At 72.3% G+C, this 17,493-nt stretch carries 15 protein-coding genes (1 of these 15 cut by a window edge); 4 read left to right on the top strand and 11 right to left on the bottom strand.

Features of this window, described 5'->3' with window-relative positions:
• Positions 1 to 25: 25 nt before the first annotated feature.
• On the bottom strand, positions 26 to 820 hold the full coding sequence (locus tag CP982_RS37285; RefSeq protein WP_144322443.1) for a metal-dependent hydrolase: 795 nt from the start codon (positions 818 to 820) through the stop codon (positions 26 to 28).
• Positions 821 to 881: 61 nt separating this feature from the next.
• Here CP982_RS37285 and CP982_RS37280 point away from each other — a divergent pair, with 61 nt between their 5' ends.
• Genes CP982_RS37280 through CP982_RS37270 form a run of 3 tightly spaced genes read left to right on the top strand, consistent with a single transcriptional unit; the run spans position 882 to position 4,964 of the window.
• On the top strand, positions 882 to 3,455 hold the full coding sequence (locus CP982_RS37280) for a DEAD/DEAH box helicase (protein WP_150514514.1): 2,574 nt from the start codon (positions 882 to 884) through the stop codon (positions 3,453 to 3,455).
• A gap of 37 nt (positions 3,456 to 3,492) precedes the next feature.
• On the top strand, positions 3,493 to 4,392 hold the full coding sequence (locus CP982_RS37275; protein ID WP_150514513.1) for an acyl-CoA thioesterase: 900 nt from the start codon (positions 3,493 to 3,495) through the stop codon (positions 4,390 to 4,392).
• A 44-nt stretch (positions 4,393 to 4,436) separates the two neighbouring features.
• Positions 4,437 to 4,964 (top strand): tetratricopeptide repeat protein, encoded by a 528-nt coding sequence (locus CP982_RS37270; RefSeq protein ID WP_150514512.1) that lies wholly within the window; start codon positions 4,437 to 4,439, stop codon positions 4,962 to 4,964.
• Here CP982_RS37270 and CP982_RS37265 read toward each other — a convergent pair.
• Together CP982_RS37265 and CP982_RS37260 are read right to left on the bottom strand one after the other, a co-directional pair.
• Positions 4,961 to 5,956 (bottom strand): DUF6397 family protein, encoded by a 996-nt coding sequence (locus CP982_RS37265; RefSeq protein ID WP_221514707.1) that lies wholly within the window; start codon positions 5,954 to 5,956, stop codon positions 4,961 to 4,963. The genes CP982_RS37270 and CP982_RS37265 overlap by 4 nt on opposite strands.
• 143 nt (positions 5,957 to 6,099) lie before the next feature.
• Complete coding sequence (locus CP982_RS37260; RefSeq protein ID WP_150514511.1) at positions 6,100 to 6,513, bottom strand: roadblock/LC7 domain-containing protein; 414 nt, start codon at positions 6,511 to 6,513, stop codon at positions 6,100 to 6,102.
• 93 nt (positions 6,514 to 6,606) lie between these two features.
• On the opposite strand from CP982_RS37260, the gene CP982_RS37255 reads away from it, so the two are divergent.
• Positions 6,607 to 7,035, top strand: a complete 429-nt coding sequence (locus tag CP982_RS37255; RefSeq protein ID WP_150514510.1) for a PPOX class F420-dependent oxidoreductase — start codon at positions 6,607 to 6,609, stop codon at positions 7,033 to 7,035.
• A 61-nt stretch (positions 7,036 to 7,096) separates the two neighbouring features.
• Here CP982_RS37255 and CP982_RS37250 read toward each other — a convergent pair whose 3' ends face one another.
• The 8 genes from CP982_RS37250 to CP982_RS37215 all read right to left on the bottom strand — a co-directional run.
• Positions 7,097 to 7,711, bottom strand: a complete 615-nt coding sequence (locus CP982_RS37250; protein WP_150514509.1) for a GTP-binding protein — start codon at positions 7,709 to 7,711, stop codon at positions 7,097 to 7,099.
• On the bottom strand, positions 7,692 to 8,105 hold the full coding sequence (locus CP982_RS37245) for a DUF742 domain-containing protein (protein WP_150514508.1): 414 nt from the start codon (positions 8,103 to 8,105) through the stop codon (positions 7,692 to 7,694). The genes CP982_RS37250 and CP982_RS37245 overlap by 20 nt, the downstream gene beginning before the upstream one ends.
• A gap of 18 nt (positions 8,106 to 8,123) precedes the next feature.
• A complete protein-coding gene (locus CP982_RS37240; protein ID WP_150514507.1) occupies positions 8,124 to 8,558 on the bottom strand; it encodes a roadblock/LC7 domain-containing protein in 435 nt (144 codons plus the stop codon).
• Positions 8,555 to 11,053 (bottom strand): sensor histidine kinase, encoded by a 2,499-nt coding sequence (locus CP982_RS37235; protein ID WP_150514506.1) that lies wholly within the window; start codon positions 11,051 to 11,053, stop codon positions 8,555 to 8,557. Before CP982_RS37235 ends, CP982_RS37240 begins: the two co-directional genes overlap by 4 nt.
• 64 nt (positions 11,054 to 11,117) lie before the next feature.
• Positions 11,118 to 11,891: an MHYT domain-containing protein gene (locus tag CP982_RS37230; protein WP_150514505.1), complete on the bottom strand. Its 774-nt coding sequence runs from the start codon at positions 11,889 to 11,891 to the stop codon at positions 11,118 to 11,120.
• 169 nt (positions 11,892 to 12,060) lie between these two features.
• Positions 12,061 to 12,654, bottom strand: coding sequence for a cysteine dioxygenase family protein (locus CP982_RS37225; protein WP_150514504.1), 594 nt, complete (start codon positions 12,652 to 12,654; stop codon positions 12,061 to 12,063).
• Complete coding sequence (locus CP982_RS37220; protein ID WP_229879180.1) at positions 12,654 to 13,913, bottom strand: cysteate synthase; 1,260 nt, start codon at positions 13,911 to 13,913, stop codon at positions 12,654 to 12,656. Before CP982_RS37220 ends, CP982_RS37225 begins: the two co-directional genes overlap by 1 nt.
• Positions 13,914 to 14,004: 91 nt before the next feature.
• On the bottom strand, positions 14,005 to 17,493 hold the 3' end of the coding sequence (locus CP982_RS37215) for a non-ribosomal peptide synthetase (protein ID WP_150514502.1). 4,950 nt of this gene lie beyond the right edge of the window; only the last 3,489 of its 8,439 coding nucleotides appear in the window; the start codon falls outside the window, past its right edge; its stop codon occupies positions 14,005 to 14,007.

The following is a 17,493-nucleotide window of genomic DNA, read 5'->3' as shown; positions in this document are numbered from 1 at the left end:
GGCCGGAGGCGGGCTCGGCCCGGCCTCAGACGAAGTTCAGGGCGACCGCGCCGCCCGCTCCCCCCAGCAGCATGAACACCGGCATCAGCACCTTCAGCTCGACCCAGCTGCCCGCGCGGAACCGCAGCGCCCGCGGCGGCCCGATCGGGTACCAGCGCCTCCTGCCGATCGGGATGGGCCACAGGATCGGGCAGCCGGACACGGTCAGCGCGTCCCCGATGTCGTGCACCAGCGCGCCGAGCACCACCGGAAGCCCCAGCCACAGATACTCCTGGCCGTCCCCGGTGAACAGCCAGCCCGAACCATTGCCCGGTTTGTCCAGAACCCCGGCCATGATCCAGGCGCTGGTCGCGGCGAGCAGCCACACCAGCACATCGCTGCTCGAACCGCGCGCCGCCCGCCACAGCAGCCCTTCGATGGCGAGCACCATATGCACGAAGAGCAGGGCGAGCACGGCCCACCGGCCGCCGAGGACCGCGAGCGCCGACGAGCCCGCGCCGATCAGGACGGCCCACACCCAGGTGTGGGTGAGCGTCCGGTGCCCGCCGGAGCGGCGCGGGTCGCCCGGCTTGCGGGTGGCGCGGTAGACCGCGTACGAGAGCTTGTCGACGATCTCGCACACGCCGCGGGAGAGCGGGCCGAAGGCGCGCGAGATCGTCGCCGACTTGTGGTCGAGGTCCGGGGCGAGCGCGGCCCCGGCACAGATCAGGGCGCCGACGAGCAGTACCGGCCAGGGCATCGAGTGCCCGGCGGCCGTGGCGGCCGCGCCGACCCCCAGCCAGGCCGCCGCCCCCGACAGTGAGTGTGCCGGTCCCATCATTGCTGCCGCCCGCCCCATTTCCGTTGTCCCGATGCCCCGTTGGCGACCCAGCGTAGCGTTCATGATCTTCGTGCCGTCGTCCGGTTCCCTGATCCGGGCAGCGGGGAGGCAAGATGGGGGTGTGACCCTTATCGATCAGCTGCCGCAGGACGCCGACCCCGATGCCCTCTACGAAGCCTTTGAAGGCTGGGCCCAGGAGCGCGGCATCACCCTCTATCCCCACCAGGAGGAGGCTCTGATCGAGGCCGTGTCCGGCGCGAACGTGATCGTGTCGACACCCACCGGCTCCGGCAAGAGCATGATCGCGGCCGGTGCGCACTTCGCGGCCCTCGCGCGCGACGAGGTCACCTTCTACACCGCCCCGATCAAGGCCCTGGTGTCGGAGAAGTTCTTCGAGCTGTGCAAGCTCTTCGGCACCGAGAACGTCGGCATGCTCACCGGCGACGCCTCCGTGAACGCCGACGCCCCCGTCATCTGCTGCACCGCCGAGGTCCTCGCCTCCATCGCGCTGCGCGACGGCAAGGACGCCGACATCGGCCAGGTCGTCATGGACGAGTTCCACTTCTACGCCGAGCCCGACCGGGGCTGGGCGTGGCAGATCCCGCTGCTTGAACTGCCGCAGGCGCAGTTCATCCTCATGTCCGCGACGCTCGGCGACGTCGCCATGTTCGAGAAGGACCTCACCCGTCGCACCGGCCGTCCCACCTCGGTCGTCCGCTCCGCGACGCGCCCGGTCCCGCTGTCGTACGAGTACCGCCTGACGCCCATCACGGAGACGCTCACCGAGCTGCTCGACACCAAGCAGGCCCCGGTCTACATCGTGCACTTCACGCAGGCCCAGGCCGTGGAGCGGGCGCAGTCGCTGATGAGCATCAACATGTGCACGCGGGCCGAGAAGGACCAGATCGCCGAGCTGATCGGCAGTTTCCGCTTCACCACCAAGTTCGGCCAGAACCTCTCGCGCTATGTGCGGCACGGCATCGGCGTCCACCACGCGGGGATGCTGCCCAAGTACCGGCGCCTCGTGGAGAAGCTCGCCCAGGCGGGCCTCCTGAAGGTCATCTGCGGCACCGACACGCTCGGCGTCGGGGTGAACGTGCCCATTCGCACTGTGCTGTTCACCGCGCTCACCAAGTACGACGGCAATCGCGTGCGCACCCTGCGCGCCCGGGAGTTCCACCAGATCGCGGGCCGTGCCGGGCGGGCGGGCTTCGACACGGCGGGCTTCGTGGTGGCACAGGCGCCCGAGCACGTCATCGAGAACGAGAAGGCGCTCGCGAAGGCGGGCGACGACGCGAAGAAGCGGCGCAAGGTGGTGCGCAAGAAGGCGCCCGAGGGCTTCGTGGGCTGGACGGAGAACACCTTCGACAAGCTCATCGCCTCCGACCCCGAGCCGCTGACGTCCCGCTTCCGCGTCACCCACACCATGCTCCTCGCGGTGATCGCCCGGCCGGGCAACGCCTTCGAGGCCATGCGCCACCTCCTCGAGGACAACCACGAGCCGCGCAAGCAGCAGCTGCGCCACATCCGCCGCGCCATCGCCATCTACCGCTCGCTGCTCGACGGCGGCGTCGTGGAGAAGCTCGACGAGCCGGACGCCACCGGCCGCATCGTGCGCCTGACCGTCGACCTCCAGCAGGACTTCGCGCTCAACCAGCCGCTGTCCACCTTCGCCCTGGCCGCCTTCGAGCTGCTCGACCCGGAGTCGCCGTCGTACGCCCTCGACATGGTCTCCGTCGTGGAGTCCACGCTCGACGACCCGCGGCAGATCCTCGCCGCCCAGCAGAACAAGGCGCGCGGCGAGGCCGTGGCGCTGATGAAGGCCGACGGCGTCGAGTACGAGGACCGGATGGAGCGGCTGCAGGACATCACCTACCCGAAGCCGCTGGAGGAGCTCCTCTTCCACGCCTACAACACCTACCGCACCAGCCACCCGTGGGTCGGCGACCACCCCCTGTCCCCGAAGTCCGTGATCCGGGACATGTACGAGCGGGCGCTGTCCTTCACCGAATTCACCTCCTTCTACGAGCTCGCCCGCACCGAGGGCATCGTGCTGCGCTATCTGGCGAGCGCGTACAAGGCCCTGGAGCACACCATCCCGGACGACCTGAAGTCCGAGGACCTCGAGGACCTGATCGCCTGGCTCGGCGAGATGGTCCGCCAGGTGGACTCCAGCCTCCTGGACGAGTGGGAGCAGCTCGCGAACCCGGAGGTCATGACGGCCGAGGAGGCGCAGGAGAAGGCCGACGAGGTCAAGCCGGTCACGGCCAACGCCCGCGCCTTCCGCGTGCTCGTGCGCAACGCGCTCTTCCGCCGCGTCGAGCTCGCCGCCCTGGACCAGGTGGACGCGCTGGGCGAGATGGACGCCGAGTCCGGCTGGGACGCGGATGCCTGGGGCGAGGCCATGGACAAGTACTGGGACGAGTACGAGGACCTGGGCACCGGACCGGACGCGCGCGGCCCCAAGCTGTTGCGCATCGAGGAGGATCCCGAGCACGGTCTGTGGCGCGTCCGCCAGACGTTCGCCGACCCCAACGGCGACCATGACTGGGGCATCAGCGCCGAGGTCGATCTCGCGGCCTCCGACGCGGAGGGCCGCGCCGTCGTCCGGGTCACGGACGTCGGTCAGCTCTGAGCTCCCCACGTTCCCGGACAGGAGTCGAGGACTTCCCATGAACAACCCCGCGGACCGCCTGGTCGACCTGCTGGACCTCGAGCAGATCGAGGTGAACATCTTCCGCGGCCGCAGCCCCCAGGAGTCCTTGCAGCGCGTCTTCGGCGGGCAGGTCGCCGGGCAGGCGCTCGTCGCGGCCGGGCGCACCACGGAGGGCGACAGGCCGGTGCACTCGCTGCACGCGTACTTCCTGCGCCCGGGGCGTCCGGGCGTGCCCATCGTGTACCAGGTCGAGCGGGTCCGTGACGGGCGCTCCTTCACCACGCGCCGCGTCACGGCCGTCCAGCAGGGCCGTACGATCTTCAACCTCACCGCCTCCTTCCACAAGGCCGAACAGGGCGCCTTCGAACACCAGCTGCCGCCGCGCATCGACGCCCCCGACCCGGAGTCGCTGCCGACGGTCGCCGAGGAGATCAAGGAGCATCTGGGCGCGCTCCCCGAGCAGCTGGAGCGCATGGCCCGGCGCCAGCCCTTCGACATCCGCTACGTGGACCGGCTGCGCTGGACCGCCGAGGAGGTCAAGGACGCCGAGCCGCGCAGCGCCGTATGGATGCGTGCCGTCGGCCCGCTGGGCGACGACCCGCTCGTGCACACCTGCGCGCTCACATACGCGAGCGACATGACGCTCCTGGACGCCGTCCGCATCCCGGTGGAGCCGCTGTGGGGCCCGCGCGGCTTCGGCATGGCCTCGCTCGACCACGCCATGTGGTTCCACCGTCCCTTCCGGGCCGACGAGTGGTTCCTCTACGACCAGGAGTCGCCGATCGCGACGGGGGGCCGCGGCCTGGCGCGCGGGCGGATCTACGATCGTGAGGGACGGCTGCTCGTATCGGTCGTCCAGGAAGGTCTGTTCCGCCCGCACGCGCCCCGCCACCCGGATGGCCGGTCGGACGGCTGACACAGATTCCTCCTCACGCAGGGGGACGGGGACGGGAGCAGGGCATGAACGGCACCAGCGGCGCGGACGCCCAGGCGGGCACCGGACGGGACGAGACACTCGCCCGGGCCGTCCGGCTACGGGAGAGCGGCAGCCGCGAGGAGGCCCGCGCCCTCCTGCTCGCCCTGAGCGAGCGCCACCCCGACGATCCCGAAGTGGCCTACCAGACGGCCTGGGTGCACGACACGCTCGGCCTCGAGGCCGAGGCGCTGCCGCACTATGTGCGCGCGATCCGGCACCCCGGCCTGTCCGACGAGGACCGCCGGGGGGCGCTCCTCGGCCTCGGCAGTACGTACCGCGTCCTCGGCAAGTACCCGGAGGCCGTCGCCACCCTGCGGGACGCGGTGGCGGAGTACCCCGACGACGGAGCGCTGCGGACCTTCCTCGCCATGGCGCTGTACAACACGGGTCAGACCCATGACGCCATGACGATCCTGCTGAACCTGATCGCCGCCACGAGCCCGGACCCGGACATCGCCGGATACCGTCCCGCCATCGAGCACTACGCCAAGGACCTCGACGCGACCTGCTAGTCCTCCGGCCGTCCGCGCCTGCGGCGCAGCCACTTCAGCAGCCCGCGAGGCTCTTCCTTCCGGTCCGTCTCCCCCGCGCCGTCGCCGGTGACGGGCGCAGGCGGCTGCTCCGGCACGCGGTGCGGGCGCGGGGTGGCGGTGACGGGCGGACGGCCCGGCCGCGGCGCGGGCCGGTGCCGCCGTGCCTCTGCCAGACCGAGGCTCAGATTGGCCCGCAGCCAGCAGATCTCGTCGGGGTCGTCGGCCGTGGTGATCCGCTCGACGATGTGGGTCGTCGGGGATTCGGGGGCGGCCTGGGTGAGCGGCTGGGGCCTGAGACGGTGCAGATACGCCCGCTCATACGGATCCCTGACGAGTTGTGCGAGGCTCATCGGATCCAGGAAGGAGGCTGTCACGGCGACGCGCTCCCACGGATCCTCCGACTGCCTGAGGAGAAAGCCCATCTGCCGACGGCGCCAGTTGCGGGCCCGCAGGTCCGCACCGCTCGCCAGCTGCGCCCGCATCGTGTCCGGCGCACGGCCGGTGAACAGCGGGGCGTTGGCCTCGCAGGCGGCGAACTCGCGCAGCTCCTCCGCCAGATAGAGCCAGACGACGGCTCGATAGCGGTTCAGATAGAACTTCACCGGCGTCAGCACGCCCGTGCGGGCGAGCCGGGTGAAGCGGGCCTGTGTGATGTCGAGCAGGGCCGCGCCCTCGGCCGTCCCCACGGCCTTGACGCCCTCGCGCAAGGACTCCGGGAACCCGGGCGTCTCGCGGACGCGCTCGATCTCCGCGCGGCTCACCCTGCGGCGCGCCCCCGCCGGGTCGGCGACGGTACGGACCCGTCCCAGCATCACGGCCAGCTCGAACTCGCCCCGCTTGAGGCCCAGTTCCCGCGCGGCACTGCTGCGCGCCAGCGGCGCCGACCGAGCGGCCGGAACCGTCGGCGGCGCGGCCGCCTCCGTGGGCGTGGTGGACGCGGGCTGCGGAATGGTCTGCGTGTCGCCAGTCATGGCGGTTCTCCCCCGTGCTTGGTCACTGCTCCTGGGAAAAACCGTAGCCCGCGCGGCCCATCTCGCGCTCGGCCTGTGGATAACTCTGCCCGCGCCCGTGTTCGCGCAGGTCAGACACTGGTCAACCGCAGTTCACGTGCAGGTCAGGGGTCTACGACCGGTGTCCGCTGCGGATGCCGGGCGTCTACGCCCAGGTGCTCCCCCACACGGTTCACCAGCAGGGTCATCTCGTACGCGACCTGGCCTATGTCGGCCTGCGCCGTGCTGAGGACGCACAGACAGCTGCCCTCACCCGCCGCGGTCACGAACAGGACGGCGTCGTCGAACTCGATCATCGTCTGGCGTACGTTGCCTGCGTGGAAGTGGCGTCCTGACCCCTTCGCCAGGCTGTGCAGGCCGGACGACACCGCCGCCAGGTGCTCGGCGTCCTCGCGCGGCAGGTCCGAGCTCGCCCCCGTCACCAGGCCGTCGTTGGACAGCACCAGCGCGTGCCGAACGTGTTCCACGCGCTTCGTCAGGTCGTCGAGCAGCCAGCCAAGGCCCGTGTTCTGCGCCATGGTCCCTTCTCCCCGTGTGTCGCTCCCCCTGGCTGGAGGATCTGACCTGCCAGCCTTCACCACCTCCGGCGTCCCGGCAAGCATGATGGGGACATGGCACAGAAGATGACTGACGAGCAGTGGCGGGCCTTCGTCTCGCAGGGCACCCGCACGGGCAAGCTGTCCACCGTCCGTGCGGACGGCAGCCCGCACGTGGCTCCGATCTGGTTCCTCCTCGACGGCGACGACCTGGTGTTCAACACCGGCAAGGACACTGTCAAGGGGCGCAATCTCGCACGCGACGGGCGTGTGGCACTGTGCGTCGACGACGACGCGCCTCCGTTCGCCTTCGTCGTCCTGCAGGGCAGGGCCGAGCTGTCCGAGGACCTGGAGCAGGTACGGCACTGGGCGGCCCGCATCGGTGGCCGCTACATGGGCGAGGAGCGGGCCGAGGAGTTCGGCGCGCGCAACGGCGTGCCGGGCGAGCTCCTTGTACGGGTGAGGATCGACAAGGTGCTCGCGTACGCGGCCGTCTCCGACTGAGGGCGGCGCGCCACCAGGACCTCACGGAATCGGCCACTCGCCCGCGCGGCGGGGCGGCCCGTCAGCCCACCGAGTCGAGCAGCCGGGCGGTATGCCTCCGCCCGGCGTACTCGACGAGGCGGATCAGCACCTCCTTTCCCGAGTCCCGGTCCCGGGCGTCGCACAGCACCACGGGTGTTCCGCGGTCGAGGTCCAGGGCCCGTGACACCTCATGCGCGCCGTACGTCCGGGCGTTCGCGAAGCAGTTGACCGCCACGACGAACGGGATGTCACGGTGCTCGAAGTAGTCCACGGCGGGGAAGCAGTCCTCAAGGCGCCGTGTGTCCGCGAGGACCACGGCGCCGAGGGCTCCCTGTGACAGCTCGTCCCACAGGAACCAGAAGCGGTCCTGTCCCGGGGTGCCGAAGAGGTACAGCGAGAGCCCGGATCTGATGGTGATGCGGCCGAAGTCCATCGCGACCGTGGTCGTGACCTTGCGGTCCACGCCGTCGGTGTCGTCGACCGACTGCCCCGCCTCGCTGAGGAGTTCCTCCGTGCGCAGGGGCCGGATCTCGCTGACGGCGCCGACCAGGGTGGTCTTGCCCACGCCGAAGCCTCCGGCGACCAGGATCTTCAACGCCAGGGCCGTGTCGTCAACGGTCTCCTCGGGCATGGCGTCAGAGCGCTCGGAGCCCATCGATCACCTCTCGCAGAATCGTCTCGTCAGGTAGCTGGGCCGGAGGCACGGGCCGTCGCACCTGAACGCGGCCCTCCTCCAGGAGGTCGCCGAGCAGCACCCTGACCACGCCCACGGGCAGATCGGCACCGGCGGCGAGTTCGGCGACGGACTGGGTTTCGGCGCGGCACAGGTCGAGCAGCACCCGGTGTTCGGGGCCGAGGGCCACGTCGTCGCCCGGCAGCGTGGCGTCCTGGGTGAGGCCGACCAGGGCGATCAGGTCGAACCGCACCCCACTGGACGTGGGTCGGGTGCGTCCGCCCGTCATCGCGTACGGGCGGACCAGGGGTCCCGCCTCGCTGTCGTACCACTGGCTGCCGTGCCGTCGCGCGGCGCCGTCGCTGGTGTCGGTCATCGCTTCTGGCCGCCCCGGTCATCCGGTGCTCGGCGGCGGCTCGGAGAAGCGCGCGGGGGTCGTCAGATGCGCCCCGACGCGCTTGACCATGCGCGCCATCTCGTACGCGACGAGGCCGATGTCAGCGGTGACCGTGCTGAGGACGGCGAGGCAGGAGCCGTCGCCCGCCGCGGCCACGAACAAGAAGGCGTCGTCCATCTCGACCATCGTCTGGCGCACGCCGCCCGCCCCGAAGTGCCGCCCCGCGCCCTTGGCGAGGCTGTGGAACCCCGAGGCGACGGCGGCCAGGTGCTCGGCGTCCTCGCGGGTGAGGGCCGTCGAGGCGCCGACCGCGAGCCCGTCGTTGGACAGCACGACCGCGTGCCGCACGTCGCTGACGCGTGCCACCAGGTCGTCGAGGAGCCAGTCGAGTTCGCCGGACCGGTTCGCGGTGAGGCCGGTTTCCTGGATCATGCGGGGTCTCCTTCGCTGCTGTCGCTGCCGGGTGGGCGCCCGCCGCCCCGGGCCCAGCCGTCCCGGTAGGCGGCCAGTTGGCTCCGTACGCGCTCGGGGCTGCGGTCGTCGGCCGGTTCGGGGCTCCCGGTCGCGGGCGGACGCTCGCGCAGCTGCGGGGCGAGGCTCGCCTGGCGCACGCGGCGCGGCAGTTCGTCCGTCGCGTGCGGGGCGGGCTCGGGGGCCAGCGCGTCCCGAGCGGCTGCCGCGTCCGTGGGCCTGCGCAGGCGCAGTGCCGTGACGCCGGGAGGTGACGGCGCGGGCCGCTCGGCGGAAGGGCCCAGGGATCGGCGCTCGCCCGGTGGGGCACCGTCCAGCGCTCCGGGTACGCGGGCGGATGCGAACACCTCCTGTCGCTCTCCCCGTTCACGGCCGGGCACCCGGGCGGATACCTCGTTTTCCAGCAGTGCGACGGGCAGCAGGACCACGGCGGTCGTCCCGCCGTACGGGGAGGTGAGCAGGCGCACCTTGATGCCGTGTCGTGCGGCCAGTCTGCTCACTACGAAGAGGCCCAGTTGGTCGCTGTCGAAGAGGCCGAGCGCCTCGGACTCCTCGACCCTCCGGTTGGCCTCGGCGAGGCCGTCGGGGTTCATGCCGAGGCCTCTGTCCTCGACCTCCAGGGCGTAGCCGTTGCCCACGGGTTCGCCGGTGACCCGCACCTTGGTGTGCGGGGGCGAGAACTGGGCGGCGTTCTCGACCAGTTCGGCCAGCAGATGGGTGAGGTCGGCGACGGCACCGCCCACGACGGAGGCCTCGGGGAGCGGGCGTACCTCCACGCGCGCGTAGTCCTCGATTTCGGAGACCGCGGCGCGTACGACGTTCGTGAGGGGCACCGGAACACGCCAGGCGCGGCCCGGCGCCGCCCCGGAGAGGATGATCAGGCTCTCGGCGTGGCGGCGCATGCGGGTCGTGAGGTGGTCGAGCCGGAAGAGGTCCCCGAGCTCGTTCGGGTCGTCGGCGCGGCGCTCCATCGTGTCCAGGAGGCTGAGCTGCCGGTGGACGAGCACCTGGCTGCGCCGTGCGAGGTTCACGAAGACTCCGGAGATGCCGCTCGCCAGCTCCGCGCGCTCCACGGCGGCACGCAGCGCGGCGCGGTGCACCGTGCCGAGGGCCTCGGCGACCTGCCCCGCCTCGTCCTCGGCGGGCGGCCCCTCGGGGGCCTCGGCGGCGACGTCGACCTCTTCGCCCGCGCGCAGTCTCCGCATGGCGTGCGGGAGTTGACGGCGCGCGATCTCCAGGGCGCGATTGCGCAGTCCCACCAGCTCCACGACGAGGCCGCGGCCGATGCGTACGGAGATCACGAGCGAGGCCACGACGGCGGCGAGGCCGCAGAGCACGGCGGCGCCCGCGACGGTGAACACGCCGCGCGTCAGCGGGTCCGCGCGGTCAGCGGCGTCGCGTGCCGCGCGCTCCGCGATGGCGCGCTGGGTGTCCCGTACCGTCGCGTAGGCGGTGTCCCAGGTGCGGGCGGGGGCCGCTGCCATGGCCTTCTTGCCGGGCGGGGCGGCGAGCACCTTGTCCTCGACGGCGCGGACGTCGGCGTACGCGCGTTCCTTGGTGAGGCGTTGCCATGCCTCCCGCTCGGGTCCGCGCAGATCCGCCACGGCCGCTTCCGTGAGGGTCCGCCGGGTGTCCACGGCTCCGGTGAACCGGCGCAGCCGCTCCCCGTCGAGGGCGCCCGTGAGTCGGGCGCCGGCCAGCAGCGTGTCCTCGCGCGCCAGCATTTCGCCCGCCCTGGAGAACTCGAGCAGCACGCGCGCGTGGGAGCCCGGTTCGCTGCTCCGCAGCCCGGAGAGCGCGCCGTCGACTCCGAAGGCGGCCGTGATGGTCTTCGTGTACTGCCCGAAGGCGTCGTCCCACCCGGTGCGGCGGTCGAGGACGGACGTGCGCACGGTGCGCAGCCGCTCGGCGCCGGTGGCGAACTGTTCGAGCCGCCGCCCCACGGCTGCGGGCAGCCCGGCTCCGTCGGCGACCGTGTGGTCCTTGCCGAGGCGCAGCTTCGCCACGGCCCGGTCGGTCTGGTCCGCCTGTCTGCGCAGGGCGGCGGCCCGGTCGGCGGTGGGTTGCGTCGCGTGCCGCACGGCCGCGGCGCGTTCGCCCTGGAGGGCCGTGACGGCCGCGGCGACGGGCGCCCGCACGGCGGTGTCGACGTGCTGGGTCTGCCGCAGCGACGCGACGTCCTGGGCGGTGCTGACGGTCGCGTACGCCCACAGGGCGAGGAGGGACACGACCGGCACCATCAGCAGGCACACGACCTTGGCGCGCACGGTGCGGGGGCGGAACCACCGACGTCCCCCGCGCGGGGGCCTGTTGCCGGTGGGTCCTGTTCCGGTGGGCGAGGCCTCGCCCTCGGCGGACGGGGGTTCGTCGGCGGGCGGGCCCGCGTGCGCGCGGCGGCCACGGGCCGCGGGGGTGGCCGGGGTGCCGGTGTCGGGGGTGTTCCGGGGTATGCGCATGGCCTCCTCGCTCGGAAGGGTCGGGGGCGTGTGCCGCCCGCTCGTCGCCGGGTCGTGTGCGCCGCTACGGAGCGGTGCGTTCGGCGGGGCGTTGAGCCGTCGCGGAGGCCGCGCGTTCGCCCGCGCTGGGGGACAGCGCGACGAACGCCGAGGTCAGGAACAGATAGGAGCCCAGGCCCACGGCGAGGGGGAAGATGAACTGCATCGTCGTGGCCCCGGGCAGTGCCGCCCCTGAGGGGGCGACGCGCACGCTCACGGCGAGCATGCCGGTGTAGTGCATGCTGCTCACCGCGCCGCCCATGACGAGCGAGGCGACGGCCACCGCGAGCGTCGACTTGATGTTCAGGGCCGCCCAGAGGGCGGCCGTGGCCGCGACCACGGCGATCACCACGGACAGGGCGACGACGGCCGGGTCGTAGTCGACGTCTCCGTGGAGGCGCAGTGCGGCCATGCCCAGGTAGTGCATGCTCGCGACGCCGAGCCCCGTGCTGAGGCCGCCGAGGGAGAGCGAGCGCCCGCGGTCGCGGCCGTAGCCGACGGCGAAGACGCCGCCACCGACGACGGCCATGGCGACGAGCAGGCTCAGGAGCGTCAGCGGCACGTCGTAGCGGATCTCTGTGCCGCTGACTCCGAAGCCGAGCATCGCCACGAAGTGCATCGTCCAGATGCCGGTGCCGATCGCCGACGCCGCGGTGAGGAGCCAGTTGCGCCGCGAGCGTCCCGTCGTGCGCAGCGCACGCACGGTGCACTGCAGGCCGAGCGCGGCGCCGACGCACGCCATCGCGTACGACAGCGCGGGCGTCAGCCAGCCGAAGGTGGCGTGGTCCAGGTGTCCCATGGCCCAGGGACGCTAGACCCGCTGGGGGCGCGCGCCAGGGGCGCATTTCGAAAGCTGCTGGGATCTGGCACGGAGATGTCCCTGAACGATCGCGTCACGCTCGAACGTGCGCGCCCTGGTTCCCCCTTGAGGAGGCGCCGGGCCGGTGGAACCGGCCCGGCGCCCGGTGTCACGTACGGACGGCGGCGTCGCGGACCGGCGCGTCACCGACCGGCAGATCGCGGACCGGCAGGTCGTAGCTGCGCCGGATGCTGGTCCCCCGCGCTGCGACGTTCGCTCCGTAGATGTGCAGGGACACCACCTTGTCGCTGGTTCCGTTGCGTACGAGGTGGACGTCGCCGGGCGGGCAGACGGACGTCACGGAGCCCTCGGCGTTCACGCTGCGGGCCACCCGGACCAGATGCGGCCCCTGGTCGTCCGTGGCGACGCGGAAGTGCTCCTCCACCTCCTCGCCCCGGTGCACGCCCACCACGCACCAGGCCACGTGGTCATGGACCGGGGTCTCCTGGCCCGGCAGCCAGACCAGCGCCACCACGGAGAAGGAGCCGTCCGGTTCGGCGTGCAACAGGTGCTGCCGATAGGCGTGCGGATCGGCTTCCCACTGTTCCGGGGTCAGCAGGTCGGGGTCGTCGAGGAAGGAGGCCAGGACGTCCCCCGCGGTGGTCCACGGCTCCGGGTCCGCGCCGCCCGCCAGGGCCGTGGTGCCTATGCGGTCCCGCAGTGCGGACACCATCTCCGCCATCCGGGCGGTGACTGTCGTCATCACCGGCGCTCGCTCCCCACCGCGTGGGCGTCGACCGCGTCGAACAGCCCTCTGATGGAGTCGAGGGCCGCGTCGTGGGAGCCGTCCACCCGTACCCGGAGATGAGGCTCCGCCTGGCGCATCGCGTGGTCCCGGGCCATGCGTGCCCGGCCGCCGCCCGTGACGTTCAGGAGCACGGAGGCATCCCTCGGAATTCTGCCTTCCGCGACGGCGGTGAAGAGCGACGCCGCCGCCACCGCCGCGGCCGGTTCGAGGTCGATCGACTCCAGGTCGTCGAAGACCTGCCGGGCCGCCACGGCGGCCTCCTTGTCGACGGTGGCCACATCGCCGCCGCTCTCGGTGAGTACGTCGAACACGCCCGAGTGCACCGCGTAGGGCGGCCGCCGGTTGGTCAGCTCGTCCGCGAACACGTCACGGAGGGCGTTCTGGTCCCCTCCCGTGGGGGTGAAGGCGCGCGTCCGCCCCTGCCAGGCCCGGTGGATCGGGGCGAATCCGGCGTTCTGCGAGAGCATGAGGCGGGGCAGGGCGGTGGTGGGCGCGGACGTCGCCTCCCGTACGCGCTTGGCGGCCTCGTGCACGGCGATGGCGCCCGCGGCGCTGCCGACCGCCTGGAAGTAGTACTCGGGCAGTTCGCCCGTCTCTTCCGCCGCCGCGTACATCACGGTGCCGAGGCCGTCGCGGCGGGCGACGTTGCGCACGCCTCCCTCCAGGACGAATCCCGGCCATTTCGCGGCCTCTTCGGAGAGGGCGATCGCATCGGCGTAGTCGGCGTCCTCCACGACGACGAGGCGCACCGCGGGGTGCAGGTCCTCGCGCAGCTTGAGCCGGTCGAGGCCCGTCTCGGGAATGATCAGGAGGCACGGCACGGCATACCGGGAGCAGACCGCGGCGAACGCGGCCGCGGTGTTGCCCGCGGACGCGACGACCAGGACCGGCGCGTTCTCCGGCATCCGGCCGAGGACCGTGTACGCCTCCAGTTCCTTGAACGTCCCGGTCTCCAGGAATCCGCCCCGCTCCGGCCAGTAGCCGTTGAACGCGACGCGGAGACCGGGCATGCCGAGGAAGCGGCACAGGCGCTCGCTGCGCAGCACCGTCGTGCGCCCGGCCCCGGCGAACGTCCGGACGACCGGAAGCCACGGGCGGTACCGGAAGATCCCGTCGACGTCCCGCAGCGGCTCGAACGTCCGCGCCTCGTACTCCGTCTGCAACAGCGCCGGTGCGTGGTCGCTGGCGCAGGACAGCGTCAGTCCGTCGTCCACCTGCTTCAGCCCGCATACCGGACAGACCAGAGAATAATGGCGCATCTCTGATTTTCTCACTCTATTCCAATTCCGTCGGATGGCGGGTTCACTACCCCTGGATCGGGCGCGTGTGCTCGTTGGTCGGGCGCGCTTGCTCATGGGCCGGGCGCGCGTGTGCTGTCACGGCGTCCCAGACCCGTCGCAGCATGTCCGGGTGTGCCATGTCGTCATGCCGACAGGGCACTTCGGTCTCGGCCGTCGCGCCGGAGACGTGGGGGGCCCACAGTCCGGCGTCGGCACCGCTCTCCTCGCGGTCCGCGGCCGCCACGACGACGAGGGCGTCGCCGTCGAAGACCCCTGGCACGTGGGCGCGCTGGATGCGCGCGTTGTTCTCGATGACCCGCGCGAAGCGGTCGATCTCCTCCGGTGTCAGCTCGGCGCCGAAGCGGCCCGCGCCCTGCACCACGACCTCCGTGAGGTCCACGGGCTCGGCGCCGTCGTCGGCACGCTCCTCTTCCGGCATCGGATAGGCGTCCATGATCACCAGGGGGGCGACCTCGTGGCCGTCGGCCCGGAGCAGTACGGCCATCTCATGCGCGACGATGCCGCCGAAGGACCAGCCCAGGAGGTGGTACGGCCCCGTCTCCTGGACCGCGCGGATCTGGGCGACGTAGTCCGCCGCCATGTCCCGCACCGAGGACGGCAGTTCCTCCGGCACGGGGCCGAGGCCGCGCGCCTGCAGCGCGTACAGCGGCTGGTCCTGGGGCATGTGGCGCGTCAGCGGGACGTAGCACCAGCTGGCCCCGCCGGCCGGGTGGACGCAGAAGTACGGCGGCCTGCTGCCCTTGGCGCGGATGGGGAGGAGACCTCCGAGCGCTTCCTGGGTCATCCCGGCGTCCGCGAGGCGGGCGGCCAGGGCTTCGGGCGTCGGCGCCTCGAACAGGTCGCGGATGCCGATCTCGACGCCGAGCACGGACCGGATCCGGTCGGCGAGGCGCACCCCGAGGAGGGAGTGGCCGCCCAGCTCGAAGAAGTTGCCGTCGACGCCGACCTGGGGCAGCCCCAGGACCTCGGCGAAGACACCGCAGAGCACCTCTTCCTGCACCGAAGCGGGGGCCCGCCCGGCCACGCCGGGGGCGTGGTCGGGCGCGGGCAGGGCCCGCCGGTCCAGCTTGCCGTTGGCCGTCTGCGGCAGGGCGTCCAGGACCACGAAGGCCGCGGGCACCATGTACTCGGGCAGCCGGTCGCGCAGGTGGTCGCGGAGCGTGCCGGTCAGGGCCGCCGCGCTCCGGCTCCTGGCCACGGGGTTGTTGGTGTACGAGGCGAGGTCGGACCGGCTGGGACCCGCGGGCCGGTACGTGTCGGCGGATCCGACCGTACGGGGGACGCCGGAATCCAGTGCCTCGGAGACAGCTGGTGCGATGACGGCCGATGTGAAGACGGCCGGTGTGAAGACGGCGTCCATGGAGCCGTCGTCGGCGGCACCGGTCAAGGTGACCGCGGTCCGGTACCCGAGGCGCTCGCCCAGCAGGTGGAGGTCCTCGGCGTCCAGTGCCCCGGTCGCCGAGCCGTCGTCGCCGAGCGCGGCGAGCGCCGTGTCCACGGGCTCGCCCGCGTCCAGGAGGCGCAGCGCGGCGATCTCACCGGCGAGCCCGCGATGGGGCACGCGGGTCACGCGGAGCGTCCCGGACCGGTCGGCGCGCAGCAGGTCGGCGAGCCCGGCGAGGTCGGTCACGTCCGTGCCCCAGCGCAGCGTCGTCTCCTCAGTGCCCGCGACTGGCTGCGTGGGGGACTGTACGGAGAGCTGCACGGAGGACCGCGCGTTGGACTGCGCGTTGGACTGCGCGGACTGCGCGGACTGTGCGGAGGACGTCTTGTGCAGGACCACGTCGTAGCGGTGCCGGGACATCTCGTGGTGGTGCACGCCCCGCTTCACCAGGATCTCGGCGTGCTCCAGCTCCGCCGACGCGGCGCAGAGCGCGGGGAAGAAGTCGGGGTCGACCAGCAGTTCCTGCTCGCTCAGGAGCATCTGCTCGACGGCCCGGCGCACGGCATCCGCCCCGCTCCCCTGCTCGTGCCTGCGCAGCGCGACCGCGGCGGACAGATAGCGGTGCAGACGCAGGTTGCGCACGTCACCGATGAAGATCCGCCCGCCGGGGGCCAGGAGGTCCACGGCGTTGCGCAGGACTTCCAGGAGGTACTCCGTGTTCGGGAAGTACTGTACGACGGAGTTGAGCACGATGGTGTCGAAGTGCTCCCGCGGCAGACCGTCGGTGACGTCGGCCCCCTGCGCGCGCAGGTGGACCCGGTCGCGCAGTTCCGGCTGCTGCTCCACTCCCCGGCGGAGCACCTCGATGCCCTCGGCCGAGAGGTCGGTGCCCCAGTACTCCTCGCAGCGCGGTGCGAGGCGGGCCAGGAGCGGGCCGTTGCCGACGCCGAGTTCGAGGATGCGGCGGGGTTCCAGGTCGAGGATGCGGTCCACGATGACGGACCGCCACTCCTGGAGGTGGCTCTCCGGGATGCGGCTGCCGTCGTAGACGCTGATCCAGACGTCGAAGTTCTCGCCGAGCTCGGTGCCGTCGTCCGGTGCCATGTCCCGGTACAGGGAGTCGTACACGCTCTGCCAGTCCTCGACCTGGCGGTCCTCGCGCTCCTGGTCGCGTTCCTCCGCGCGGGAGCCCGGGACCACGTAGGCGACGAGTTGCCGCGAGCCGTGGGCGTCGTCGCGGGCGACCACCGCGGCCTGGGCGACCTCGGCGTGGGCCGTGAGCCCCGCCTCGATCTCGCCGAGTTCGATGCGGAACCCGCGGATCTTGACCTGGTCGTCGACGCGGGTGAGGTACTCCAGGCTGCCGTCGGCGTGCCAGCGCACCAGGTCGCCCGTGCGGTACATGCGCTCGCCGGGAGCCCCGAACGGGCAGGCCACGAAGCGCTCCGCCGTCAGGTCCGGGCGGCCCTGGTAGCCGCGCGCGAGCTGGTCGCCGGCCAGGTACAGCTCGCCCGCGACGCCCGCGTGGACCGGCTGCATCCTGTCGTCCAGGACGTATGCCCGGGTGTTCCACAAGGGGCGGCCGATCGAGGCCACGGAGCCCTGGCCGCCCGCGGTCAGTTCGGCGGTGGTGGCCCACACGGTCGCCTCGGTCGGGCCGTACAGGTTCATGGCCTTCCCGGGGGTGGCCAGCATCCGCTCGGCGAGGGTGGAGGGCAGCGCCTCGCCCCCCACGAGGATGCGGGCGCCCTTCAGGGCCGTGGGGTCCTCGTCGAGCAGGGCCTGCCACAGCGTCGGCGTGGCCTGCACGACTGTGACGTCGAGGCGTTCGGCGAGCGCCACGAGCAGGCGCGGGTCCCGTACCGCCGTACGCGGCGCGACCACCACGGACGCGCCCGCGAGCAGCGGCAGGTAGAGCTCCAGGACGTGGATGTCGAAGGCCACGGTGGTGACCGCGAGCAGGCGGTCCCGCTCGTCCAGCGGGCAGCGGTCGCCGATCGCCGCGAGGAAGTTCGTCACGGCCCGGTGCGGCACGGCGACGCCCTTGGGGCGGCCCGTGGAACCCGAGGTGTAGATGACGTACGCGGGGTGGGACGGCAGCAGCGCGGA

Origin of the sequence: Streptomyces spectabilis, from assembly GCF_008704795.1 — a bacterium.
GTDB lineage: Bacteria > Actinomycetota > Actinomycetes > Streptomycetales > Streptomycetaceae > Streptomyces > Streptomyces spectabilis.
Note: the sequence above shows the minus strand (reverse complement) of the source record. Positions and strands in the feature narration are given on the sequence as shown.

Bases quoted from the DNA above. Each gene is read 5' to 3' on its own strand.
- CP982_RS37285 (WP_144322443.1), bottom strand. From the start codon at position 820: ATGATGGGACCGGCACACTCACTGTCGGGGGCGGCGGCCTGGCTGGGG.
- CP982_RS37280 (WP_150514514.1), top strand. From the start codon at position 882: ATGATCTTCGTGCCGTCGTCCGGTTCCCTGATCCGGGCAGCGGGGAGG.
- CP982_RS37275 (WP_150514513.1), top strand. From the start codon at position 3,493: ATGAACAACCCCGCGGACCGCCTGGTCGACCTGCTGGACCTCGAGCAG.
- CP982_RS37270 (WP_150514512.1), top strand. From the start codon at position 4,437: ATGAACGGCACCAGCGGCGCGGACGCCCAGGCGGGCACCGGACGGGAC.
- CP982_RS37265 (WP_221514707.1), bottom strand. From the start codon at position 5,956: ATGACTGGCGACACGCAGACCATTCCGCAGCCCGCGTCCACCACGCCC.
- CP982_RS37260 (WP_150514511.1), bottom strand. From the start codon at position 6,513: ATGGCGCAGAACACGGGCCTTGGCTGGCTGCTCGACGACCTGACGAAG.
- CP982_RS37255 (WP_150514510.1), top strand. From the start codon at position 6,607: ATGGCACAGAAGATGACTGACGAGCAGTGGCGGGCCTTCGTCTCGCAG.
- CP982_RS37250 (WP_150514509.1), bottom strand. From the start codon at position 7,711: ATGGGCTCCGAGCGCTCTGACGCCATGCCCGAGGAGACCGTTGACGAC.
- CP982_RS37245 (WP_150514508.1), bottom strand. From the start codon at position 8,105: ATGACCGACACCAGCGACGGCGCCGCGCGACGGCACGGCAGCCAGTGG.
- CP982_RS37240 (WP_150514507.1), bottom strand. From the start codon at position 8,558: ATGATCCAGGAAACCGGCCTCACCGCGAACCGGTCCGGCGAACTCGAC.
- CP982_RS37235 (WP_150514506.1), bottom strand. From the start codon at position 11,053: ATGCGCATACCCCGGAACACCCCCGACACCGGCACCCCGGCCACCCCC.
- CP982_RS37230 (WP_150514505.1), bottom strand. From the start codon at position 11,891: ATGGGACACCTGGACCACGCCACCTTCGGCTGGCTGACGCCCGCGCTG.
- CP982_RS37225 (WP_150514504.1), bottom strand. From the start codon at position 12,654: ATGACGACAGTCACCGCCCGGATGGCGGAGATGGTGTCCGCACTGCGG.